Source organism: Geobacillus thermocatenulatus (genome assembly GCF_002217655.1).
Classification (GTDB): domain Bacteria; phylum Bacillota; class Bacilli; order Bacillales; family Anoxybacillaceae; genus Geobacillus; species Geobacillus thermocatenulatus.
The window spans coordinates 780,455-802,689 of the sequence record NZ_NEWK01000001.1 but is presented as its reverse complement, the minus strand read 5'-3'; the positions used below and the strand labels follow the sequence as shown (position 1 = coordinate 802,689).

23 protein-coding genes are annotated in these 22,235 nt (G+C 56.3%); 4 read left to right on the top strand and 19 right to left on the bottom strand.

Features of this window, described 5'->3' with window-relative positions; all coding sequences use genetic code 11:
* Positions 1 to 39 precede the first annotated feature (39 nt).
* From B9L19_RS04120 to B9L19_RS04075, 10 genes are all read right to left on the bottom strand, one after another.
* Positions 40 to 1,122, bottom strand: a complete 1,083-nt coding sequence (locus tag B9L19_RS04120; protein WP_011232285.1) for a bifunctional 3-deoxy-7-phosphoheptulonate synthase/chorismate mutase — start codon at positions 1,120 to 1,122, stop codon at positions 40 to 42.
* A gap of 211 nt (positions 1,123 to 1,333) precedes the next feature.
* Positions 1,334 to 1,657, bottom strand: a complete 324-nt coding sequence (gene ytxJ, locus B9L19_RS04115) for a bacillithiol system redox-active protein YtxJ (RefSeq protein ID WP_047752643.1) — start codon at positions 1,655 to 1,657, stop codon at positions 1,334 to 1,336.
* Between the two features lie 9 nt (positions 1,658 to 1,666).
* Entirely contained in the window at positions 1,667 to 2,278 is a 612-nt protein-coding gene (locus tag B9L19_RS19750; protein WP_025949540.1) for a YtxH domain-containing protein, read from the bottom strand.
* Positions 2,265 to 2,699, bottom strand: coding sequence for a DUF948 domain-containing protein (locus B9L19_RS04105; RefSeq protein WP_241771955.1), 435 nt, complete (start codon positions 2,697 to 2,699; stop codon positions 2,265 to 2,267). Before B9L19_RS04105 ends, B9L19_RS19750 begins: the two co-directional genes overlap by 14 nt.
* Before the next feature lie 115 nt (positions 2,700 to 2,814).
* Positions 2,815 to 4,119: a UDP-N-acetylmuramate--L-alanine ligase gene (gene murC, locus B9L19_RS04100; RefSeq protein WP_025949542.1), complete on the bottom strand. Its 1,305-nt coding sequence runs from the start codon at positions 4,117 to 4,119 to the stop codon at positions 2,815 to 2,817.
* A gap of 159 nt (positions 4,120 to 4,278) precedes the next feature.
* Complete coding sequence (locus B9L19_RS04095; protein WP_025949543.1) at positions 4,279 to 6,633, bottom strand: DNA translocase FtsK; 2,355 nt, start codon at positions 6,631 to 6,633, stop codon at positions 4,279 to 4,281.
* Between the two features lie 106 nt (positions 6,634 to 6,739).
* The gene (gene ytpR / locus B9L19_RS04090) at positions 6,740 to 7,345 is read right to left on the bottom strand and encodes a YtpR family tRNA-binding protein (protein ID WP_025949544.1); all 606 of its coding nucleotides are present in this window, start codon (positions 7,343 to 7,345) and stop codon (positions 6,740 to 6,742) included.
* Between the two features lie 20 nt (positions 7,346 to 7,365).
* Positions 7,366 to 8,163 (bottom strand): DUF1444 domain-containing protein, encoded by a 798-nt coding sequence (locus tag B9L19_RS04085; RefSeq protein WP_047752641.1) that lies wholly within the window; start codon positions 8,161 to 8,163, stop codon positions 7,366 to 7,368.
* A gap of 221 nt (positions 8,164 to 8,384) precedes the next feature.
* A complete protein-coding gene (locus B9L19_RS04080; protein ID WP_025949545.1) occupies positions 8,385 to 8,915 on the bottom strand; it encodes a DUF84 family protein in 531 nt (176 codons plus the stop codon).
* A gap of 45 nt (positions 8,916 to 8,960) precedes the next feature.
* Entirely contained in the window at positions 8,961 to 10,037 is a 1,077-nt protein-coding gene (locus B9L19_RS04075; protein WP_047752640.1) for a M42 family metallopeptidase, read from the bottom strand.
* Between the two features lie 117 nt (positions 10,038 to 10,154).
* On the opposite strand from B9L19_RS04075, the gene B9L19_RS04070 reads away from it, so the two are divergent.
* Complete coding sequence (locus B9L19_RS04070; protein WP_025949547.1) at positions 10,155 to 10,454, top strand: PepSY domain-containing protein; 300 nt, start codon at positions 10,155 to 10,157, stop codon at positions 10,452 to 10,454.
* On the opposite strand, the gene B9L19_RS04065 is transcribed toward B9L19_RS04070, so the two are convergent.
* Together B9L19_RS04065 and trmB are read right to left on the bottom strand one after the other, a co-directional pair.
* Positions 10,449 to 11,297: a YtnP family quorum-quenching lactonase gene (locus B9L19_RS04065; RefSeq protein WP_025949548.1), complete on the bottom strand. Its 849-nt coding sequence runs from the start codon at positions 11,295 to 11,297 to the stop codon at positions 10,449 to 10,451. The genes B9L19_RS04070 and B9L19_RS04065 overlap by 6 nt on opposite strands.
* Before the next feature lie 80 nt (positions 11,298 to 11,377).
* Complete coding sequence (gene trmB, locus B9L19_RS04060) at positions 11,378 to 12,031, bottom strand: tRNA (guanosine(46)-N7)-methyltransferase TrmB (protein ID WP_025949549.1); 654 nt, start codon at positions 12,029 to 12,031, stop codon at positions 11,378 to 11,380.
* Positions 12,032 to 12,446: 415 nt separating this feature from the next.
* On the opposite strand from trmB, the gene B9L19_RS04055 reads away from it, so the two are divergent.
* Positions 12,447 to 12,716: a YtzH-like family protein gene (locus B9L19_RS04055; protein WP_025949550.1), complete on the top strand. Its 270-nt coding sequence runs from the start codon at positions 12,447 to 12,449 to the stop codon at positions 12,714 to 12,716.
* Positions 12,717 to 12,818: 102 nt separating this feature from the next.
* Here the strand turns inward: B9L19_RS04055 and B9L19_RS04050 are convergent, their stop codons facing one another.
* The 6 genes from B9L19_RS04050 to pepV all read right to left on the bottom strand — a co-directional run bounded on the left by B9L19_RS04050 (position 12,819) and on the right by pepV (position 20,519).
* Positions 12,819 to 13,601 (bottom strand): phosphotransferase family protein, encoded by a 783-nt coding sequence (locus tag B9L19_RS04050; protein WP_025949551.1) that lies wholly within the window; start codon positions 13,599 to 13,601, stop codon positions 12,819 to 12,821.
* A gap of 456 nt (positions 13,602 to 14,057) precedes the next feature.
* A complete protein-coding gene (gene pulA, locus B9L19_RS04040; RefSeq protein WP_025949552.1) occupies positions 14,058 to 16,214 on the bottom strand; it encodes a type I pullulanase in 2,157 nt (718 codons plus the stop codon).
* Between the two features lie 103 nt (positions 16,215 to 16,317).
* A complete protein-coding gene (locus tag B9L19_RS04035) occupies positions 16,318 to 17,256 on the bottom strand; it encodes a hypothetical protein (protein ID WP_047752639.1) in 939 nt (312 codons plus the stop codon).
* 11 nt (positions 17,257 to 17,267) lie between these two features.
* On the bottom strand, positions 17,268 to 17,846 hold the full coding sequence (thpR, locus tag B9L19_RS04030) for an RNA 2',3'-cyclic phosphodiesterase (protein ID WP_025949554.1): 579 nt from the start codon (positions 17,844 to 17,846) through the stop codon (positions 17,268 to 17,270).
* Positions 17,843 to 19,033, bottom strand: coding sequence for an MFS transporter (locus tag B9L19_RS04025; RefSeq protein WP_025949555.1), 1,191 nt, complete (start codon positions 19,031 to 19,033; stop codon positions 17,843 to 17,845). Before B9L19_RS04025 ends, thpR begins: the two co-directional genes overlap by 4 nt.
* Before the next feature lie 70 nt (positions 19,034 to 19,103).
* Entirely contained in the window at positions 19,104 to 20,519 is a 1,416-nt protein-coding gene (gene pepV / locus B9L19_RS04020) for a dipeptidase PepV (protein WP_082131169.1), read from the bottom strand.
* A 250-nt stretch (positions 20,520 to 20,769) separates the two neighbouring features.
* Between pepV and B9L19_RS04015 the strand changes: the two genes are divergently transcribed.
* A complete protein-coding gene (locus B9L19_RS04015) occupies positions 20,770 to 20,991 on the top strand; it encodes a DeoR family transcriptional regulator (RefSeq protein ID WP_008880936.1) in 222 nt (73 codons plus the stop codon).
* Between the two features lie 95 nt (positions 20,992 to 21,086).
* On the opposite strand, the gene B9L19_RS04010 is transcribed toward B9L19_RS04015, so the two are convergent.
* Positions 21,087 to 21,833 carry a pseudouridine synthase gene (locus B9L19_RS04010; protein WP_025949557.1) on the bottom strand — a complete coding sequence of 249 codons (747 nt, stop codon included), beginning with the start codon at positions 21,831 to 21,833 and terminating at the stop codon, positions 21,087 to 21,089.
* 105 nt (positions 21,834 to 21,938) lie between these two features.
* Between B9L19_RS04010 and B9L19_RS04005 the strand changes: the two genes are divergently transcribed.
* Positions 21,939 to 22,151, top strand: a complete 213-nt coding sequence (locus tag B9L19_RS04005) for a hypothetical protein (protein WP_025949558.1) — start codon at positions 21,939 to 21,941, stop codon at positions 22,149 to 22,151.
* The last annotated feature ends 84 nt before the right edge of the window (positions 22,152 to 22,235 follow it).

Genomic DNA, 22,235 nt, shown 5'->3' with positions numbered 1-22,235 from the left:
CATCAAAAAATCCCCTCGGCCGCAACCGAGGGGATCGTCTTACGCCTGAACAAACTGACGTTGGAACGCGCGCACTTCTTCCATAAACTCGTTGAATTGAGCGATGTCCATTTGCTGGGCCGAATCGGACAAGGCAACCGCTGGGTCCGGATGCACTTCGGCCATGACGCCGTCGGCGCCGATCGCCAACGCCGCTTTGGCGCATGGGATGAGCAGATCGCGCCGCCCCGTTGAGTGGGTGACATCGACGAACACCGGCAAGTGCGTCTCTTTCTTTAAGATCGGCACAGCGGAAATGTCGAGCGTGTTGCGCGTCGCCCGCTCGTACGTGCGGATGCCGCGCTCGCACAAAATGATTTGCCCGTTTCCTTGCGACATGATGTACTCAGCGGCGTTGATGAATTCTTCGATCGTCGCCGCCAAGCCGCGCTTCAGCAAAATCGGCTTGTTCACTTGGCCGGCTGCCTTAAGCAGCTCAAAGTTTTGCATGTTGCGCGCGCCGATTTGAATGACATCAATATAGTCCAAGGCGATTTCAATGTCCGCCGGCGTGACGATTTCGCTGATGACCGCCAAATCAAACTCATCGGCGATCCGTTTCAAAATTTTCAGCCCTTCCACGCCGAGCCCTTGGAAATCGTACGGTGATGTGCGCGGTTTGTAGGCGCCGCCGCGCAGCAACTTGATGCCTTGTTTTTTCACCGCCTCCGCCACCGCCGCGACTTGTTCATAGCTTTCGACCGCGCACGGGCCCATGACGAAATATTGGTTGCCGTCGCCGATTCGCTCGCCTTTCACTTCAACAATTGTGTTTTCCGGATGCTTTTTCCGCGAGACAAGGAGCGCTTTCCGATGGTCATCTTCCTGCAACTCGAGCGCTGCTTTAAAAATTTCCTTGAAAATGTGCTGCAGCGTCGACGTTTCAAACGGCCCATCGTTATGCTCGGAAATGAGATCCAACATTTTCCGTTCGCGCACCGGGTCGTAGCGGTGCGTCCCTTGCGCTTCTTTAATTTTTCCGATCTCCTGAACGAGCCGCCCCCGTTCATTGATCAGCTTGAGCAGCTGCAAGTTGATCTCATCGACTCGCGCCCGCAGTTCGTCTAATCTCTCATTGCTCATGCTTTTCTCATCCTTTCGCCAAGTGTCGTGCATTGTTTTCGCCGCTTTCTGGCAAGCGGCTCCCCCGTCTTGGAGAGCGAAATCGTGTAATTAGTGTTTATTATAATCGATGGAGCTATCGTTGTCACGAAAAAAATGCTTTTTTGATTAAACGCTTTTAAGCAATAAAGCGAAAAGGGTGCAAAAAACCGCCCGCAGTCAAGGCGGACGGTCAAACGCCGACATGCTCCGAGAGCGCGCCATACGTAATGGCCCAATGGGACGCATGCCAGACGACGCGGCCGTTTTCAAACAGCAGCACTTGCGGCGACTCGTGTTTCACTCCGGTCGTTTCGGCGATATAGTTGGAGAGCGGCCGCGCCTCTTGAACGTACAAGCCATACATAGGAAGCTCTGGATGGTCGGCAGCGAATTTCTCGCATTCGCCTAACGCCGCCCGGCTGATCGGGCAGGTGAGGCTATGCTTGACGAACAAAAAACGGTTCGTTTCCTTCTTGATGCGCTCAAACTGTTCGATCGTCTCCAGCTTCTCCATTCTCGGCTCTCACTCCGATTCTTTTCTCGCCTCAGCTTTTTTCTCGGCGTCGTCAAACGCTGCCTCGGCTTCTTCTAGCAGTTTTTGCAGCGTTTCTCGATTGATTTCCTGTCTGTCGATCGTTTCTTTGAGGTTTTGCAGCGCTTCTTCCACATTGGAAGATACGTTTTGCACAACCTCCTCCGTTTGAGAAGCGATCTGTTCGACCACTTCTCCTGTTTTGTCAGATGCTTTTTCTACTGCGCTATTGGCTTTTGGCATCATCTCTTTGACGGCGTTTTCCACGTTTGTCGCCACTTCTTTCGCCACGTTTTTGACATTGGCCGCTACTTCTTTCATGGCTTGTTTGGCGCTGACCGCTGCCTCCTTCGTCGCAACGCCTACCCCCGACGCGACTTCGCTTGCTTTGATGGGAATGTAGTCAGCGACTTCTCTCGTTTTTTCTTTCGCCGTTTCCAGCAGCTCCGTCGTTGTCGTTTTCACAGTCTCCCATTTCTCATCTACTTTTTGCTCCTCAAGCCATTTGCGCCCTTTCCCGCTTGTCAAAAACAGCGTAGCGGCTGCGCCGGCAATGCCGCCGACCAACGCACCGATGATAAAATTTCCATTATTTTTTCCCATTGACGACAACCTCCTTTGTAGACTGCTTTTTTCTCCATTTTTCCCATCCGTCGCGAAAACCATCAGCCCACCGCAATATTTTTTTCCATTTTGATGTCCCAGCGGTCGTCGCGCTAAGCAGAGCAGACGCTGTCTGGCGAATCGCCCGGTTCATCGTCCTGATGGCATCTCCTGTTTCTCCGACCGCTTCCACTACCCCAGTGAGCGCATCAACCTTTTTTTGCACATCGTGGACAACGCTGTTAGCTGTATGAAACAATTGTTGAATCTCTCCAGACAACGCCCTCACCTGCTCGTCCGTATGCCCAATGGCCTCCGTCAACCGGCGGAGCGTCTCTTGCAAAACAACGAGCGTCTTGGCTATGTAAATCACCAATAACAAAAAGGCCAGCGCCGCAATAACCGCACTCGCATACAGCATCCATTCCACTCCATCTCCCTCCTTCTCTACTGCGTCTTTTATTCTTTAACACCTTTTGAACGATTTGAAACAGAAAAAAGCGGACCATCTCTATGGCCCGCCTTTCTGATCCGCGTCAAGCGGAAAGAACGGCCCGTTCGTAAGCGTGCTGAAACTTTTGAATGTCGCCAGCGCCCATGAACACCAACACCGCGTCTTGATGCTGCTTCAACACGGCTACGTTTTGCTCCTCAAGCAGCTGGGAACGCGGGATTTGCGCCTGCAAATCACAGATCGACAATTTGCCCTCATGTTCGCGCGCCGAGCCGAAAATGTCGCACAAATAGACGTGGTCCGCCTGGCGCAAACTTTCAGCAAACTCGCGCAAAAACGTCTGCGTCCGTGTATACGTATGCGGCTGAAAAATCGCCACCACTTCGCGCCCCGGATATTTTTGCCTTGCCGCCTCCAATGTCGCCGTAATTTCGCGTGGATGATGCGCGTAATCATCGATCAGCACTTGGCGCCCGACCGTTTTTTCACTGAAGCGGCGCTTCACGCCTTCAAACGTTTGCAGCCGCTTGGCGATCGTGCCCGCATCCACCCCTTCGTAGTGGCAGAGGGCGATGACGGCGAGAGCATTCAATACGTTATGATCGCCGAAGCGCGGAATGGCAAACGAAGCGAAAAAGGTGTTGCGCACGAACACATCAAACGCCATCCCTTCCGTCGTCTTGACGATATTGCGCGCCTGAAAATCGTTTTCTTCGCCGAATCCATAAAACAAAATCGGCACTTTCGCCTGAATGTTCGGCAAATACGGATCATCCCCGCAGGCGACGATCGCTTTTTTCACTTGATTCGCCATTTGCTGGAAAGCGGAAAACACATCATCGACATTGGCAAAATAATCCGGGTGATCAAAGTCAATATTTGTCATGATCGCATAATCTGGAAAGTAGGAAAGGAAGTGACGGCGGTATTCGCACGCTTCAAACACAAAGTATTGGCTTCCTGGCTCTCCTTTTCCCGTGCCGTCTCCGATCAAATAGGACGTTGGATGGGCTCCTTGCATCACATGGGCAAGCAGCCCCGTCGTCGTCGTCTTTCCATGCGAACCGGTCACCGCGATGCTCGTAAACTTGCCTGCCAGCTGGCCTAAAAAGCGATGGTAACGAATGACAGGCACGCCAAGCTGACGGGCTGCCTCGATTTCCTCATGCGTATCCGGAAATGCGTTGCCGGCGATGACCGTATAACCTGGGCGAATATTGTCTTTCGAAAAAGGCAGCACCGGGATTCCTCGCTCTTCAAGCGCCTTTTGCGTGAAAAACCATTTCTCTACATCCGACCCTTGCACCGTATAGCCAAGGTCATGAAGCACTTGCGCGAGCGCGCTCATCCCCGTGCCTTTAATGCCTACAAAATGGTAAACTGTCATCGTTAAGCCCTCCAACCATCGTCTTCTCTGTAAGACAGTATATGATATCCATCTCGTTTTGCCATTTCTCTCATCGCGGGGCACCATCCATTTCATTTCCTCATTATAGCATGCAAGGAGGCAAAACACTACCGCCCGCCCAAAGGAGGCCGTCCGCCTTCAGCTGTTCTGCTCGCGCCAGCGCTCCCACTCGTCCTCGCTCATCAGCACATCGCGCGGTTTGCTGCCGCGCGCCTCCGAAATCAACCCTTGCTGCTCCATCATCTCGATCAGCCGGGCGGCGCGGTTGTAGCCGATGCGAAAATGACGCTGCAGGCTCGATGTCGACGCTCCTCCTTGGGCGATGACAAACCGGCACGCCTCCTCGAACAGTTCGTCATCCTCGCCGCCCATCGACGCCGTTTGCCGAAAATCGTCTGGATCAAACAGATAGGATGGACCCTGCTTCTCTTTCACGTGCGCTGCCACCCGCTCGATTTCTTCATCGGAAATAAAGCAGCCTTGCAACCGCACCGGCTTGGCCGAACCATTTTCCAAAAACAGCATATCGCCGCGCCCAAGCAGCCGCTCCGCCCCATTTACATCCAAAATGGTGCGCGAATCGACTTGCGAGGAGACGGAAAACGCGATGCGGGTCGGAATGTTCGCCTTGATCAATCCCGTGAGGACATCGACCGACGGACGCTGCGTGGCGATCAGCAGATGGATGCCGCATGCCCGCGCCTTTTGTGCCAGCCGGCAAATCGATTCTTCGACATCGGCTGGAGCGGCCATCATCAGGTCCGCCAGTTCATCAATGACGATGACGATGTACGGCAGCGGCGGCTCGCTGCTGCCGCTTTCGCGAAGATGAGCGTTATACTTTTCAATATCGCGCACGCCGGCGTGGACAAACTGTTCATACCGCCGTTCCATTTCGCCAACCGCCCACTTGAGCGCCCCCGCCGCCGCCTTCGCCTCGGTGATCACCGGGCTGAGCAAATGCGGCAGCCCATTGTACGGCGCCAGTTCGACCATTTTCGGGTCGATGAGCAGCCATTTCACTTCGTGCGGCGCTGCTTTATACAACATGCTGATAAGCATGGCGTTCATGCAGACGCTTTTTCCCGATCCGGTCGCTCCAGCAATGAGCCCATGCGGCATCTTTCGGATGTCGGTCACAACCGGCGCACCGCTGATGTCAAGGCCAAGCGCCACGGTAAGCGGCGATGGGCTTTTGCGGAACGCTTCGCTTTCTAAAATTTCCCGAATGCGCACCGGACGGCTCGTCGGGTTTGGCACTTCAATGCCGATCGTCCGCTTTCCTGGGATCGGCGCCTCGATGCGAATATCTTTCGCCGCTAGACTGAGCTTGATATCATCGATTAAACTCGTAATCTTGCTCACTTTCACTCCTAAATCCGGCTGCACTTCAAACCGCGTCACTGTCGGCCCTTGCGTCACATCAACGACGTGCGCGCCGATTTGAAAACTCGCAAACGTCTCGTCCAACCGCCGGCATTGCTCGCGAAGCCACTGCTCGTCGCGTTCGGCCGCTTTTTCCGGCGGCTCGAGAAGCACCAAGGGCGGCAGCGCGTTGCCGTTCGATCGATTCGCTGCCTTTTCTTCGAGTTTGCGCCAATCTTGCTTGAACATCATCACATTATACGGAATGCGCGTTCGTTCAGGGCGGGAGGCCTCCTCTCGGCGAACAGGCGCCGCCGAGTGACGGATTTCGCGATCTTGGGTCGTCTCCCGCTGTTCTGTCGAAGAAGCGCTCCCTCCGTCTCCATTCCCCATCTGTGATGGCGCTTCCCGCCCTTCGCTCTCCAAGCCGTCGGCCGGCTCGTGCGGCCCGTGCTCGCCGCCTCGTTCGTCCAGCTCCTGCCTTTTGGTTTCATCCTCCTCGGCATCACGTTCTTCCTGCCCTGCCGCCGGCGCGAGCTCATCGTCTCCTTCTGTTTCCATAACCGCCGCGGGCATCGCTTTGCTCGCGTCTTCGTTCCATTCCTCTTCCTGCTTGACCAAAGGCGCCTCTTCTTTTGGCCGTTCAGCCGCCCGGCTTTCTGTGCCCTCTCGCGCGTCTCGCCGCGCCGCTTCGCCGCGGAGGGCCTCTTCCCGAACCGCCTCATCGCTCCAATTCTCTATGTCCCCCGCACCGGCCGACTCCATTTCATCCGCTCGTTGCGGCTGTTTCCCCCGATTCCGATCATATCCAAAAACCGGGGATGGCACATCGGACGGGCGGAACGGTCGTTTTTCCTCTATTTCCCTTGAAACGCCAGCCGACGGGCGCCGACTCGGCAACGGCCGGGATGCCTCGCTTTTCGCCCGCCTCGGCCTTTCCCGATTTTCACCCGGCTGGTCATCCGGAATCAACGGAAAGCGAAAGCGGCCTTGTGGATATGGGGAAATGACATTCACCGCGCCGCGCTCGGGCGTGCCGGCCGACCAAGGGGAATTCGCTCGCTGCTCGTTCCCTTCCTCTTCCTCGTCGCTCGTGAGAAAACGAAGCCATCGTTTCCAAAATTTCATCCATCACGTCACTCTTTCTTTGCCTTCATTGTCGGAAAAAATGCCACTGGCGTCGTTCCAGTGGCGAAACAACAGTCGGAATCCGTCTGCACCGCCCGTCGGAACGTCAAAACACGAACGGCTGGCCGACCTCATACTCATCGGACAGCACCAAAATGCCTTTCTCCTGCGGGGCGTTTGGCAGCCCAAGCTCGCGGGCCGAACAAATCATGCCGGATGACCGGACGCCGCGCAGCTCGCTTTCTTGAATGACGAGGCCGTTGGGCATGACCGCGCCGATTTTGGCGACGACGACTTTTTGCCCTTTGGCGACGTTCGGCGCTCCGCAGACGATTTGCAGCACCTCACCGCCGACATCGACTTGGCAGACGCTCAATTGATCGGCGTTCGGATGCTTCGTTTTCTCTTTCACATATCCGACGACAAACTTCGGCGACAAGTCAGCTTCGATCGGTTCGTCAAACCCGTTTTTCGCCAAGATGTCGTTGATGACGCCGACGAGCTCCTCATTCACTTCCAGCGGACCGTTGCCGGAAAACGGATAGTATGAAGATGCGGAAAAAATGTTATAGCCGACCGTCTCGCCCGTCCGTTCGGACATGATGCGGACGACGTCACCTTGTCTGACAAACGTCCGTTCCTCATCCGCCGCCGGTTTCAGCGACACAAGCAGCACGTCGCCGACCCCTTCTCGGTTGTAAAACACGTTCATCGCTTCATTCCCCCTTGCGGTTACGTTCTCCGTTTTTTTCCTAAAATGAAAATTGGTTCAAGTTTCCCATTTTCGTATAAAAACGACAGCGCCGTGATCGGCACGCGGCCGCCGGCAAAAAAGCTCATTGTCATTTGCGCGAGCACGTCATAACCGATGTCGTTGCGTACATCAGCGATGATGAGCACATCTTGATGCGGAACCGCAACAGCCATCGTTCCTGCCACGCGCGCCCGCATGCCGGCCAAAAACGATTCGTTTAAAATGCGGCTCGCATCATACCCGTCATTGGTGTTCACAAAATAAAACACGTTGTCCGCCACCCGGTCCTCTTTCACCGGCGTCGGCAGCGACCGAACGTTGAAACGGGCGATCTCCTTTACCCGCTCGCGGCTCCAGTTGTCTTTCTCCAGCATGCGCTCATCAATCAAGCGATACGTTTTGCCGAGATCAAGCGCATAGTAAATGCGCGTTTCGGCTGTATGATCGTCGAACAGCAGCGGAACGCCTTCTTTCGTCTCTGCCGGAAACGACGCCGAGCGAATGACGGGATAAATGTTTCGTTCATGACTAGAAAGCCCCGCGTCTCCCTCCATCGTTTTCAATGTTTGCTCCACATAATAAACGACTTCGCGCACCGCCTCGTCTTTTTGTTCGTGCCATTTGGCGATCACGCCAGGAAGCGAGATCGTCACCCCTTTTTTCGTGCGGCGGTCTTCCACACGCATCGCATCCTGCTTCGGGTCAAAGCGAAACGTCCAGTGCGGGTGGGCGGCGAGGCGCTCTTTCATCTTCTCATACATTTGCCGGCTGTTCATTCTTGTTCCTCCTTCATGTTGCCGGCGACCGCGCTTTTCCGTCTCTTTCTGAAGAGGCTTGGAAAAGGGCGCATCCGGCTTTGACCATCCTGGCCATGCCCGCGCAGCGTTTCCCCCGTTTGCCGCCGCGCGCTTTGCCGGCCGCTCGATCCAGCTCCTTGGCGGAACGCGGCCCGCTCATTCAGCCGGCCGCCATCATCGGCATGACCGTTCGTTATTTATCATACATGGAACGGCCCGTTTTGACAAAGCCATTCATATTGGCCGGCCAAAAGCTCGACGATATGGGAAAACATCGCTGATCGGCCAACGCGCCCGTTCGTCAGCACACCGACCGCGCCTTCTTTCCGCCGAACGTTCCTCCGGCCGGTGTACGCTTCCATCACATCGCCAAGCTCGCGCCCCGCCTCGATGCCGGCCTCGATGTCCGGCGGGAGGGCGAGACGGGCGCCGGCGGCGGCCACCACCACGCCGTTTCGGTCAGCGAGCGCTCCCCAGTTGCACAGCCACCATTGCCCATCGATCTTCGTCACGCCGCCTTCCAATCCGATGCCGATGTCCGCCTTGGCCGCTTCGAGCACCCGTTTGGCGCGCCCGATGGCGCCCAGCCGCGTCTCCTCATCAGACAGCGGCTGCGCGGAAACGCCTGATGGCACCTCAAGCGATACAATGCGGTATTCCGTTTCCGAAAGCACCGCCCGAACAGCGGCGATTTTCGCTTCGTTGTTCGTTCCGACCGCAACAATTTTCATCCAGTGCCCTCCCTGTCATGGAAAAGGAGAAGCGTTCGCTTCTCCTCAGCTGTTTTGGCGAATCGTCTCGACCGTCGTCCGGTCGCACCGTTTGACGAGCTCCACGATCAATTGTTTCGCCGCCGCGTAATCATCGATATGAATGATCGACGCATGCGTATGAATGTAGCGGGCGCAAATGCCGATCACCGCCGACGGAACACCGCGGTTGGCGATATGCACCCGCCCGGCGTCGGTTCCGCCGCCTGGGGAAATGAAAAACTGGTACGGAACGCCAATCGTTTCCGCCGTATCAAGCACAAATTCGCGCATGCCGCGGTGCGTAACCATCGTCCGGTCGTACAAGCGGATGAGCGCCCCTTTGCCGATATGGCCGAACGCCTGCTTGTCGCCGGACATGTCATTCGCTGGGCTGGCTTCCAAGGCAAAAAAGATATCGGGGTTGATCATCGCCGCCGCCGTCTGCGCCCCCCGCAGCCCAACTTCTTCCTGCACGGTCGCCCCAGCGTACAAGACGTTCGGCACCGTTTCGCCGTTCAGCTCTTTTAACAACTCGATCGCCAACCCGCAGCCAAACCGGTTGTCCCACGCTTTTGCCATGACCGTTTTTCCGTTGGCCAACACCGTGAACGGGCTGACCGGCACGATCGGCTGGCCGGGGCGAATGCCGACCCGTTCAGCATCTTCGCGGCTTTCCGCTCCGATGTCAATCAACATGTTTTTGATCTCCATCGGTTTTTTGCGCTGTTCCTCATCAAGCAAATGCAGCGGGATCGATCCAATCACGCCGATGATCGGCCCTTCGTTCGTCATGATTTGCACGCGCTGGGCAAGGAGCACTTGATCCCACCAGCCGCCGAGCGGCTGAAACCGAATCATCCCATTGTCGGTGATCGCCGTCACCATAAATGCGACTTCATCCATATGGCCGGCGACCATCACCGTCGGGCCCGCCTCCTCGCCGCGCTTGACGCCGAAAAGGCTGCCGAGGCGGTCTTGCACAATGTCATCGGCGTATTTCGCGAGCTCTTGGCGCATAAACTGCCGCACCGGATGTTCATAACCCGGTGCACCTGGGAGCTCGGTCAACGTTTGGAACAATTGCAGCGTGTCCTCATTCATTACGCGTCTTCCTTTCTGTGTTCGATTTCACCATTCTGTTTCCTTTCCGACCTTCTTACATGTTCCGCCAAAATCGGCTATACTAAACCGTATCAAAGCGAGAAGGAGGAACGAAACATGGCTTGGAAACAGTGGCTCGCCGCGGCCGCCGTCGGTGCGGCCGTCGTCTATGCCATCCGCTCCGCTTCCAAACCAGCGCTCCTTGCTCCGGAACAAGCGCTGGCCATGGCCAAACGCGCGCTTGGTGGCCAAGGGGGCATCCGCGGTTTTTGGATTCAATCCGCCCCACAGCGGTATGAAAAGGACGGATGGACGTACACCGTATACCGCGGCGGTGTCTGCCGCGGCGATGAGGATGACGAATTTTTCGTCAACGCCTACACGGGAGCCATCGTGGACGCTAGGCCGCTGTCATAGCGGCCGCTCCCGCTTCACGGCAGCTTCCACCGTTCCATCGGTCCGCCATTGGACTGCCCGGTAATAGGCGTCGTGATAAAACGTAAACCACGCGTTTCGTTCCATGCCGTACGGAAGCCAGCGCTGTTTGGCAAAAATCGAATCCATCGGATAATCGTCGTACGCCATCACCCAGAGGACGTTTTGATGAGCGTGCGTGCCAAGCAAATCGCCAAGGTGAATGGCCATCTCCCCATCTGATTCGATGATCACGATCGCATGCCCGGCGCTATGCCCGCCGGTATGGATAAGGCGGATGCCCGAAACGACTTCCGTTTCCTTTGCAAATGGAACGACTTGATCCGCAATGGGCTCCCAATTTTCTTTCCAATACGTATTGCGTGATCGGATGTTCGGGTTTCGCATTTCCTCCCACTCGACATCCGACACGATGACCTTTGCGCGCGGAAACGCCGGCACAAGCCGTCCGTCTTCCCAAACGGTCAATCCGCACGCATGGTCAAAATGCAAATGGGTCATAAGGACGATGTCGATGTCGCGCCGCGTCAGCCCGAGCTCGGCGAGCGATTCATCGAGCGCCGATTCTTCCGTGACGCCGAAGTTGCGCTTTTGCTTGTCGGTCAGCTTGCCGTTGCCGATTCCCGATTCAAGGAGCAGCCTTGTGCCGCCTGCCTCGATCAAAATCGGATCGGTGCGCAGCTCAATTTGATTGTGGTCATTCGGCGGATATTTTTTCGACCAAAGCGGCTTCGGCACAACGCCAAACATCGCTCCGCCATCCAGATGAGTGACGCCGCCCCGAAGCCATGTCAAGGTGACTTGTCCAATTCGCAACTGTTCCATTTCCTCTCTCCCCCCTCCACTAGTGTACCATTTTCTCCATCAATCGGAAATAGAAAAAGACCCGACCAATCGGTTCGGGCCTATGACGACTGCCGCAACGGACGCACCGCCTCGCAGCGGTAAATGCGGTTTCCTTTGGCGGAAAATTTTTCTTCATACTCCGTCATGACATTGTCCGCAATGCCGCTTTGATGCAAGTCGAGCTGGACCGATGCGAGCACAAACCCATATTGCGACAAACTGACAAGCGAGTATTCGAAAAACGATTGATTGTCTGTTTTCAAATGGATGTCCCCGTCTTCCGCCAAAATGCGGTCATAGAGCGCCAAAAAGCCCCGATGCGTCAGCCGCCGCTTTTCGTGCCGTTTTTTCGGCCATGGGTCGGAAAAGTTCAAATAAAGGCGCGACACTTCTCCATCGGCAAAAAACGCGGTCAGATCTTTCGCGTTGGCGTTCAACAGCTTGACGTTTGAGAGCCCGCTTTCGATCAGTTTGTCAAGCGCGGACACCAACACGCTCGGGTACAGCTCGATGCCGATAAAATTCACATCCGGATGGAGACGCCCCATTTCGGTGATAAATTTCCCTTTCCCCGTCCCGATCTCGACATGGAGCGGCCGGTCTCGGCCGAACAGCTCTCGCCATCGCCCGCGCTTTGTTTCGGGATCGGGGATGACATATTGCGGATACGCGGCGATTTTGTCTTTCGCCCACGGTTTGTTGCGCAAACGCATATCGACACCTCAGCCTCGTTTTCGTTTGTTGGTTTGACGATCCTCTATTGAAAGCTTTACCACTTGCCGCTTTTACGGAGTATTGGATTGACTGTCGGGCGACCGAACAACGCCGCTTAAAGACCCCATATATAGGTTTGTGAAGCAGGCGGCTGTTCGGCCTTCCACCACGCCTTGGCGTGACGGGGAAGCCTGCAGCTTGCCTCCGTCGGTCGAAATATGGATAAACTGCTTTTCCGTCAAGGATGATGAATATATACTTGCAACGAAGAAGCAAAAACGGAAAAACGCCCGGACTTGAACACTCTCCCGCTTACGCTCACACTCGTGGGGGTCTTCTCTGTTTGGGATGATAAACCCGGCTCAATCCGGGCATGATAAAACCGTACACCTTTGCGAAAGGATGGTGGCCAGCATGCCGCTCGACTACAGCCATCAACTGACCGTGCTGCGCGACATTTTATCCGAACATCAGCTCGATTGCTGCGGGACGGTGTCCGAATGCGAACAAATTGAACGGCTTGTCCAATCGCTGCTCGCCAACGATGATGTGGACAGCCGAGTCAAGCAAATTCTCCCTCATATCTACGCTTACGGCCAAGGCGGGAAATACAGCGCCGACTTAAGCGCTCATATTTCCGCTCACCAAAGCCAGCTCGCCGATTGGGTGAATGAGCTGGAATGACCTTCTCCCCTTGCCCCGCGTCTTCCCGGCCAAAGATGATGATCCAAACACCCGGGACCGCCGGCGTTTCGCCCCTTTCGACAGAAGCGGGGCAGGCCGCTGTCAATGCTCGGTGATGACCCGTTCCAATAACCGAAGCGACTGCTCCTTTTCTTTTTGGCCGTCCTTCCCTTTCGGCCAAAACAGCGAGTGCAGCGTATGAGCGATCGTATACCACTTCAGGCGGAGGGCAAGCTCTTCGCTCCATGCCCATCCATACTGGTCGAGCCACGCCTTCCATTCGGCGCGCGGAATGTACAGATGAAGCAGCATGCCGATGTCGATCGCCGGATCAGCGATCATCGCTCCGTCCCAGTCGATCAAGTACAACGTGCCATCATCGGCCAGCAGCCAATTGTTATGGTTGATGTCACAGTGGCAGACAACATATTCGCCATCTGGCAATGACGACACATGCTGCTCCAGCCAGTCGAGCGCCTGGCCAACGGCCAAAACGCCGACTGGATGACGCCGCTGCTGCTCGGCTAGGAGAGCGAGCATCTTCTTCGCGCGCAGCGGAGATTTGCCAAGCCGCTTCAGCATCGTCACCAGCTCTTTGGAACGATGGATTTTCCTGAGCAGCGCCGCCACTTGCTCGCTTCCCATCTCCCACGGCTTCAGCTCCCGGCCGTTCAGCCATTGCTGGGCCGTAAATACATCGCCGTTTTCGAGCCGCTTCGTCCATACAAGCTTCGGGACGATGCCCTCGGCCGACAGCACAGCAAGAAACGGAGAAGAATTCCGCTTTAAAAACAATTTCTTTCCTTCATATTCCGCAAAATACGCATCCCCTGTAGCGCCGCCAGCGGGAGTGATCTCCCACTCCTTACCTAGTAACTGTTCCAAGCGTGTTCACCTGCGACTTAAAAATAGAAACGTCTCCGTTCTTCTCGCGCCAAATAAAAAGGACGGCCAGGCCGCGTCCTTCCTCCGTCCGTTTTACTTGTATTATACTGAAATATCGCTCCGGCATGCAAACATTTTTCTTGCCAAACAAGCTGCGTGAACTACCCACCACCTACGCTTCGCTTAGAGGTGGGGGCTTCAAGCGACTTGTGTGTGTTCGCCGAACGGTAAGCCACACACAAGAACCCTTTACGCTTCCCTTCGTTCCGAAGGTGTCCGTTCTAGCCATATTCTATCATACTCGTTGGCTAACGCCAACCGACATTCATCTCCCACTTTCACTTCGTTTAGAAGTGGGAGACTTCTTTCGGAAAGATGTTAAAGCTTCCAGCCCTGGCCCGCCAAGGCCAAAAAAGAAGAGATGGACTGTCTGCCGCCGGGGCCTCATTCGCCGCATCAAGCGTCCGTTTTGACGAGCACCCATGTGCCAATGCCGTCAAGCTCAAGCCTGCCACGCACTCGGCGAAACGGCGCCGCTCCGCTCCGCTGTCCGTCGCATACGATGTCCCATTCCCGTTCGTCTGGAAGGTGGATGGCCTCTTTTTTTTCTTCGTTATGATGAATGACGATGATCTCATCCCATGGCCCATAGACGGCGACATCATGCAATCGGTAGGCGATGACCGAGGGCGGCAGCGGCTCAAGAAACGTCAAATGGCGCAGCACTTCCGCTTCCGTGGCGAGGCGGAACGCGCCATGCGCGCGGCGAAGAGCGATCAATCCTTGAACGTAGCGGACGTCGTCTTCATAGCGGCTTTTCCGCCCCCAATCCAGCTGATTGACCGCATCCGGCGATCGGTAGCTGTTCCCATCGCCGCCTTTCGTCCGATAAAACTCTTGGCCGCTGTGCAAAAACGGAATGCCTTGCGCCAACAGAACGATCGCCGTCGCCAGCTTTTGCCGCTTCCGCCGGAGCCATTCCGGCTCATCATGGTTGGCCGCCTCCATCTTATCCCAAAACGTATGGTTGTCATGGCATTCGACGTAATTGATCGACTGACGCGGGTGGCAAAACAGCCCGCCGAGCGCTCGCAAGCTCCCGGCAATGGCGAGCTTCACCTGTTCTCGCCCGCCTGGGTTGCCGAGGGCGAATCCCCGATCCGGCAAATGAAAGGTGCTCCCTTTCACCGCATCGCGAAACCGGTCATTAAAATACGCGAAGCGCGGCAACTGATTGGCGTTGGCCATCGTCGCCTTTTGTTCCGGCGGAAGGGGTGTCGGCAAGTCCCACCCTTCCCCATACACAAGGATCGATGGATCGATGGTGTCGAGGGCATCGCGCACCGCCTTCATCGTCTCGATATCGTGCACGCCCATCAAATCAAAGCGGAACCCATCAAGGCCGTATTCTTTCGCCCAAAACACAACCGAATCGACGATCCAACGGCGCGCCATCCGCCGCTCCGAAGCGATGTCGTTGCCGACGCCTGTGCCGTTGGCCGGTTGGCCATAGGCGTCGTAGCGGAAGTAATAGCCGGGAACGAGCTTCTCAAGCGGCGATTGCTCCCGATCGTAGACATGGTTGTAGACCGCATCCATCACGACGCGCAATCCATTTTCGTGCAGCGTGTGGATCGCCTGCTTCAATTCTACAATGCGTGCGTATGGATCCGCTGGATCGGTCGCATAACTCCCTTCCGGCGCATATAGATGAAGGGGATTGTATCCCCAGTTGTATGCTGCTTGTGGGTCGCGCTCATCAACGCCTGCAAAGTCCATAAACGGCATGAGCTGCACATGGGTGACGCCCAGCTCTTTGACATACGAAAGCCCAGTGGCCGTCCCGTTTGGCCCGCTTGTGTTCGTTTCAGCCAACCCGAGATACTTCCCTTTATGGACGGCGCCGCTGTCCGGATGGCTTGTAAAGTCGCGGATGCTCAGTTCATAAAGGATGGCATCCGTCGGCGAACAGAGCGGCGGAAGCGGCGAAGAGGGCGGCGTCAGCTTCGTTTTCTCCCAGTCGATCACGACGCCGAACTCGCCATTGATCGACACAGCAGTTGCATACGGGTCCACCGCCTCGCGCCATACGCGGTTGATGCAGGCGATATACGTGTAACACGCTCGTTCCCAATCGCCGGGGACGGCGGCTGACCATACGCCGCACTCGCCGCGCTCAAGCGGCACGCAGCGGATCTCGCCGAGATGCGGATGAACAAGCTTGACGTTGACCGCGGTGGCAGTCGGCGCCCATACGCGAAATACCGCCTGTTCTTTGGAATACTCCACGCCTAACGGCCCATCATAGAAAAACCGATCATCAAATGCAGGAGTGCGCACAACGGCGCCGATTTGAACATCGGTCTCCTCCCCGCGGCAAGAACGCACCCAGTATGTCGCTCCAAACTCGAACGCGGATGCAAACCGGCACACATATTTCACCGTCTCCCCGCAATCCTCGACGTGCTGCACGGACAGCGGAATCTCCTCGCCGCTCGGCGCTACAAGCGTCAACGGCGCCATCCCATCAAAGCCGAGCGATTTCGGCGCAAGCACAACGATTTGATCCATCTCGTCCAAATAGGCGGCAAACGTTCGGCTGATGTGAAGCATGTTCGTTCACCCCTTTCTTGCCTCCCGTCAATACTATCATACGTAAAAGAAAAAGGGCGGTGCCAACTCATCGGCCGGTCGCCCTATCGATGCACAGATGTTTCTATTGTTGCCCTTCCTCGCCGCTCATATTCTCGTCTTGCCGGCGGTCGTAAAAGCTGGCGCAATGGCGAAGCAGCGCCTCCGCCGCTTTCAGCTGCCCATGCCGAAGTGGGAGAGCGGAGCGGCGCAGACGGGAAAACCACTCTTCATAGTTCCGCTTATCGATATAGCGGACAAACGGAAAAAGACCGCCGCTGTCAATGTAGCCATAGCGGTTTAACAGCACGAGATGGATCGGCCAATCAACCGCATGGTTGCGAAAAATGTCTGAAACGATCTGCTCCGTCCGCCGCAGCGACACGACTGGGTTGACCCGCCTCGTTTCGCTCGTTCCCGCCCGTTCCACCCAAAACCGGCCAGTTGACGCCATGACGATGTTGTCCGACCTTCCTTCGACAAAGGCAATGCACCAGATCGCAGATGGCGTCAACACCATCGTCTCCAGCTCCACCGGCGCCTTGCCGACCATCGCCACGGGCCGGTAAAAGCATAAATGCGTATCCGGAAACCGCTGCAAAAAATATTTCAACGTCTCATCGCCATACACCGCCTCATCGAGGGAGGAAACGTACATCATCGTGGAGCTCGCCCATTTCAGCTGCAACTCGAACAACTCATCCAAAAACTGCTGTTTCAATTCCTCTAGAGTCGCCGCCGGACGAGCCATCGGCGCAAAAGAAAACGGCTCTTCTTCCGTAAGCGCGGCACGGCGGCGCCATCGTTTCGTCAGCCGCTCCCACCATGACGGTTTGTCAAGCCAACCATCCCACGTCTCGCCCGTTTCAAGCCAACCGCTCGCCTCAGCCGTCCGTTCCGCTTGCCACCGCGCTTTTGCCTGCTCCCATTGCCGCTGCTTCAGCCGAATGAATTCCGGCACATAATAGTACACATCGGTTTCGTAGCGGGAAATGCAATCCATGAGTTTCACGAGCTGACCCATTGTTTCACCTGTTAGTTCCAGCCATTCATCGGCGCGCCAAGCAACGGGAACACGGCGATCGCTTCGTACTTCGGCGTCCGTTCCATATTCGTCCGATACAGCACCATCTCACGCACCGAAAACACCGCCTTGGCCGCGGCAAGCGAACGGAGGCGATCCGGGTGAAACGGTTCGGTTCCTTGCCATTTGCGAGCGATCGTGATATGCGGGGCAAACGGCCGGCGGTCCAAGGAAAATCCAAGCTTCATGCACGCTTCATACACGTCGCGCCGCAGGGCATGCAACTGTGCTTCCGTTTCGACTCCTTGCCAAAAAATGCGCGGCGACGTCCGCTCCCCGAACGTCCCCAGCCCGGCAAGCGCGAGGGAAAACGGGGCGCAGCGGGCGGCCACGGCAGTCATGGCCTCGCCTAGCGGCGCCATTTTCTCTAGAGGCACATCGCCTAAAAATGCGAGGGTGATATGATAGTCCTGTTCATGCACCCATGTGCGAAACGGAAGCGACGGCGCCGCTTCGTTCGAAAAACGGGCGATGGCTTGCTTCACTTCCGCTGTCAACGGAACGGCGATGAAATAATGATTCCGTTTCATCCTTTCTCACCTGCCGATTCGGTCGTTTTCTCCACTTTTCCCAACCAAATGAGCACCAACGCGCCCGCAATAGTGCAAACGCCAAAAAACACGTAGACAGCGCCGATCTGCCAACGCTCAAGCAAATATCCGCCCGCCAACGTGCAAAACCACGCACCAAGCCCGCTGCTTGTCGCCGCGTAAAGAGAGACGGCCGTCGCCTGCACCCCATCGGGCGCTAAACGGCGCACATACTGCAAGGCGGTTGGAATCGCCAGCCCGACCGAACATCCTTGAACGATCGCTGTGATATAGACAAACCAAAGCGGCGGATCAGCGACATACGACCACCAGCGGGCGGCCGACACGAGCGCAGCCAACACGAGCAGGCGCGTCATGCCGAACCGGCGGATGAGCCGGTCGGCCGTTTTCATAAACGGCGCTTCGCTTCCGGCAGCCAGCCAAAAGGCGAAGCCGATGCCGGTCAGCGTGCCGCCAAGCTCGTGAATCAACAGCCCGAAATAAGAATTGTTGGCATAAATCGGACCAAACAGCAAAAAGGACGCCACAAGCAGCAGGCAAAACGGGCGAACGGAAAGAAGCCCGCGGACGTCAAGCCATGTCAACCGCCCCGGCGCCGCCTGATAGCGAGGCAGGCGGGCGGCCAAAACCAACGCGGCCAACAGCGCCAACGAAAAGGCGTAAAAAATGACCGCAAACGCGACATGATCGGACAGCCATCCGACAACCAACACGGCCGCGGCAAACCCGATCGATCCCCAAAGCCGAATCGCCCCGTAGTTTCCTCCCTGTTCGTGCACGTGGCGAAGGGCGAGGCTGTCGGAAAGCGGAACGATCGCGCTTTGCACCGCCGACAACAACACGGTCAGGGCGACGAACACCCGGTAGCTTCCAGCCAGCGAATAAAGAAGCCCAAACAGCGCTGCCACCCCAAGCGCCACCGTCAACAGTTCGACCGGTTTGCGCGTATAATCGGCGGCCGCGCCCCACAGCGGCTGAGCAGCCATCGCCACAATCGAAACAAGCGACATGATCCAACCGATCGCCGCTCCCGGCAACTGCGCCTCTTCCTGCAAATAGACAGACAAAAGCGGAAACAACGCGCCAAACGCAAAAAAGATGAGAAAATAAAAGAGAGGAAACACCTGTTTTCGCACCGTCGCCTCCCGTTTGAACGTCGCTTCCATCCCGCCCCCCCTTTTTTTCGTTAACACAACATCCGCCCCTCTCTCTTGTTTCGCCGGGGCGGCGAGCCGCCTATTTCGCCAGCTCGTAAATGGCCTGCGCGTAAATGGCAGTGGCTTTCACCAAATCATCGATTTCGATATACTCATCTTTTTGGTGGGCGACATCGGGACGGCCTGGAAACAACGCGCCAAACGCCACCCCGGCGGCCAAGGCGCGAGCGTATGTGCCGCCGCCGATGGCCAAAAGCCGGGCCGGCTCTCCCGTCTGCTCTTCGTAGACGCGCTGAAGCGTGCGGATAAGCTCGTGGTTCGGGTCGATGTAATGCGGCTTCGCATCACTAAACCGGCTCAGCGCGAATCCATGTTCAGCCGCGGCGCCGGCGAGCGTCCGGCGGATCGCCTCGCCGTCGGCCGTCACCGGATAGCGGATGTTCAGCCCAATCGTTCCGCCATGCTGCCGGTCATACGACAGCACCCCGACGTTGACCGTCAAGTCGCCGCTTTGTTCGTCCCGATACGCAAGGCCAAGCCGCCGGCCGCGAGCATCGCCGAAAAAGGCGGAGGCGATGAACTGAATGAACGGCCGGCTTCGGCCATCGAGGGGAAGCGAAGCCAAAAACTGCGCCAAATAGACGCCAGCGTTTTTGCCGCGCTCCGGCTCGGCGCCATGAGCGGACACTCCTTCCAATTGAAAGACGACGGCCTCTTCGCTTTGCCTCATACTCCCCTTTACGCCGCACTCCCGGCAAAACGATTCGTATCGCTCCTGCCAATCTTCCGCCTCCCGAACGCCTTCCACCACCGCTTCGGCTGCATCCGGCACCATATTGTAGCGACGCCCGGATTCGAACGAGGCAAGCGCCAGCCCCTCTGCCCTCTCTGATTCAGAGGGACAGTACGCCAAATCGGCGTCGATGATCCCTTTTTCCGCATGAATGATCGGGAAATCCGCATCCGGTGCAAATCCGACCTCCGGCATTTCTTCATGACGGAAATAATGCTCCACACACCGCCAATCGCTTTCCTCATCGCCCCCGATGATGAGCCGCACCCGCTTGGCAAGCGGCAGCCCGAGATCACGGACGATTTTCATCGCGTAAAACGCCGCGACGGTCGGCCCTTTGTCATCGATCGCGCCGCGCCCGTAAAGGCGGCCGCCGCGCACCTCAGCGGCAAACGGATCCATCGTCCAGCCGTCCCCGGGCGGCACGACATCGATATGGCCGAGCACGCCGACCAATTTCTCCCCTTGCCCCATTTCGATGTGCCCAGCAAACCCGTCCACATTTTTGACGCGAAACCCTTCCTCCCCGCCGCGGCGAAGCATATGCTCAAGCGCCTCGGCTACCTTGGGCCCAAACGGCGCACCCGGCTGCGCCTGCCGATCATCGCGGACGCTCGGAATGCGGACAAGCGCTTGCACGTCGCGGACAAGATCGTCTTTTCGTTTCTTCGCTTCGTTCATCCAGTTGATGTTCAACGCCATTCTTCCTTTCCTTATTCAACACCCTTTGTTGCCAACGTATCATATCAAAAACAGGAAGTCAAAATGTTTCATTCGTTGCAAATCGATTTCCGTTTCATGACAAAGTGTTGAAATTTTTCGTGAATAGAAGCAACCGGGTAGCATTTTCCCTCTCATTTCGTGTACAATGGTAGTAAACAGACAAAGACATCTCTCATCTGCTAGCGGTCGGTTGTGCCATGCGAATGATGCTAAGATAGGGAGTGGTCTTTTGAAACCTTCAACACATCGGATGCTTACCCGCATCAAATCCGTGTATATGTACATTAGCGAAAAAGGAACGGTTACGACCCAAGAGCTTGTTGATGAGTTCGGCACCACCCCACGAACGATCCAGCGCGACTTAAACGTGCTTATGTACAACGATCTCGTTCGCAGCCCAAGCAAGGGCAAATGGACGACCACAAACAAAAAAGTGCGCATCTCTTCGTAAACCCGGTGCCAATAGGGTAGGCAAGATGAGAGATGAACGCGAACCATTTTTCCACAGATGAATATCCACTATTTTTCCATAAAAAAGGAACCGCATCAGGTTCCTTTTTTTTCGTTCATCTCTGGCCGGTATTGTTTCAACATGTCCACCTCTTCGTCCGTCAATTCCCGATACTCGCCGACGGCCAAATCCGGGTCAAGGGCGAGCGGCCCCATTTGCATTCGTTTTAAATAGACGACCCGCTTGCCGACCGCTTGAAACATCCGCTTCACTTGATGAAACTTCCCTTCCGTGATCGTCACCTCGACATCGGAACGAAGGCCGGATTTCAGCACGACGAGCTTGGCCGGCTTTGTTTCATAGCCGTCATCAAGGACGACGCCGCGCCGAAACGCTGCGACATCCGCTTCCGTCACTTCCCCGTCCACGACGGCAAAATACGTTTTCGGCACGTGTTTTTTCGGCGACAACAGCTGATGGGCGAGCTGGCCGTCATTCGTCAAGAGCAGCAGACCTTCCGTATCTTTGTCAAGCCGGCCGACCGGAAACGGGGAAAATGCCCGGTCTTCCTCTTCAAGCAAATCGACGACCGTCTCTTCCACGGCATCTTCCGTCGCGGAAACGACCCCCGAAGGCTTATTCATCATCAAGTAAATGAACGGCTTGTACTCGACCGTTTCTCCCCACACGGTCACGATTTGCTCATCCGGCCGCACTTTCGTTTTCGCATCACGGACCGGCGCGCCGTCCACTTTCACCGCCCCGGACTTGAGCAGCTTTTTCACTTCCTTCCTCGTCCCATATCCCATATGGGCGAGCAGCTTGTCAATGCGCAGCTCCACCAATCTCCCTCCCTAAAAATATCTCCTTCATTAGGCATTCATCTAGTCCGCTTCCGCCTTCCCCCCATACACTGTGAAGGAAACATCGAGAAGGGGGATTTACTGATGAACGAATATTACTATTATGTCCCGACATTGGAGGATTACCGTCAACAGCCGCCAGCCGGCCAGCTTTGGCCCGGATACCCGGGAGGTCCATTCGCCAACTGGGCGCGGCGCATCGAACGGCTTGAGCGGGCCGTCGAACGGCTCGACCGCCGGCTCGACCGGGTGGAAAGCCGCCTCGATCGCATCGAACGCCGGCTCGGCCTGTCGTAAGCGATATCGAGAAAGAAGGCGGGGACGACCGCCTTCTTTTTTGCCGCAAGCCGAACGGCATGGAGGATGGTGAAAAACAGCCGT

Excerpts from the sequence above, each read along its gene's own strand:
- B9L19_RS04075 (WP_047752640.1), bottom strand. The coding sequence starts at position 10,037 with ATGAATGAGGACACGCTGCAATTGTTCCAAACGTTGACCGAGCTCCCA.
- B9L19_RS04105 (WP_241771955.1), bottom strand. The coding sequence starts at position 2,699 with ATGCTGTATGCGAGTGCGGTTATTGCGGCGCTGGCCTTTTTGTTATTG.
- B9L19_RS04080 (WP_025949545.1), bottom strand. The coding sequence starts at position 8,915 with ATGAAAATTGTTGCGGTCGGAACGAACAACGAAGCGAAAATCGCCGCT.
- B9L19_RS04120 (WP_011232285.1), bottom strand. The coding sequence starts at position 1,122 with ATGAGCAATGAGAGATTAGACGAACTGCGGGCGCGAGTCGATGAGATC.
- thpR (WP_025949554.1), bottom strand. The coding sequence starts at position 17,846 with ATGAAACGGAATCATTATTTCATCGCCGTTCCGTTGACAGCGGAAGTG.
- B9L19_RS04025 (WP_025949555.1), bottom strand. The coding sequence starts at position 19,033 with ATGGAAGCGACGTTCAAACGGGAGGCGACGGTGCGAAAACAGGTGTTT.
- B9L19_RS04085 (WP_047752641.1), bottom strand. The coding sequence starts at position 8,163 with ATGAACAGCCGGCAAATGTATGAGAAGATGAAAGAGCGCCTCGCCGCC.
- B9L19_RS04005 (WP_025949558.1), top strand. The coding sequence starts at position 21,939 with ATGAACGAATATTACTATTATGTCCCGACATTGGAGGATTACCGTCAA.
- B9L19_RS04065 (WP_025949548.1), bottom strand. The coding sequence starts at position 11,297 with ATGGAACAGTTGCGAATTGGACAAGTCACCTTGACATGGCTTCGGGGC.
- pulA (WP_025949552.1), bottom strand. The coding sequence starts at position 16,214 with ATGCTTCACATCAGCCGAACGTTTGCCGCCTATTTGGACGAGATGGAT.
- murC (WP_025949542.1), bottom strand. The coding sequence starts at position 4,119 with ATGACAGTTTACCATTTTGTAGGCATTAAAGGCACGGGGATGAGCGCG.
- ytpR (WP_025949544.1), bottom strand. The coding sequence starts at position 7,345 with ATGAACGTGTTTTACAACCGAGAAGGGGTCGGCGACGTGCTGCTTGTG.
- B9L19_RS04070 (WP_025949547.1), top strand. The coding sequence starts at position 10,155 with ATGGCTTGGAAACAGTGGCTCGCCGCGGCCGCCGTCGGTGCGGCCGTC.
- trmB (WP_025949549.1), bottom strand. The coding sequence starts at position 12,031 with ATGCGTTTGCGCAACAAACCGTGGGCGAAAGACAAAATCGCCGCGTAT.
- ytxJ (WP_047752643.1), bottom strand. The coding sequence starts at position 1,657 with ATGGAGAAGCTGGAGACGATCGAACAGTTTGAGCGCATCAAGAAGGAA.
- pepV (WP_082131169.1), bottom strand. The coding sequence starts at position 20,519 with ATGGCGTTGAACATCAACTGGATGAACGAAGCGAAGAAACGAAAAGAC.
- B9L19_RS04055 (WP_025949550.1), top strand. The coding sequence starts at position 12,447 with ATGCCGCTCGACTACAGCCATCAACTGACCGTGCTGCGCGACATTTTA.
- B9L19_RS04095 (WP_025949543.1), bottom strand. The coding sequence starts at position 6,633 with ATGAAATTTTGGAAACGATGGCTTCGTTTTCTCACGAGCGACGAGGAA.
- B9L19_RS19750 (WP_025949540.1), bottom strand. The coding sequence starts at position 2,278 with ATGGGAAAAAATAATGGAAATTTTATCATCGGTGCGTTGGTCGGCGGC.
- B9L19_RS04035 (WP_047752639.1), bottom strand. The coding sequence starts at position 17,256 with ATGGGTCAGCTCGTGAAACTCATGGATTGCATTTCCCGCTACGAAACC.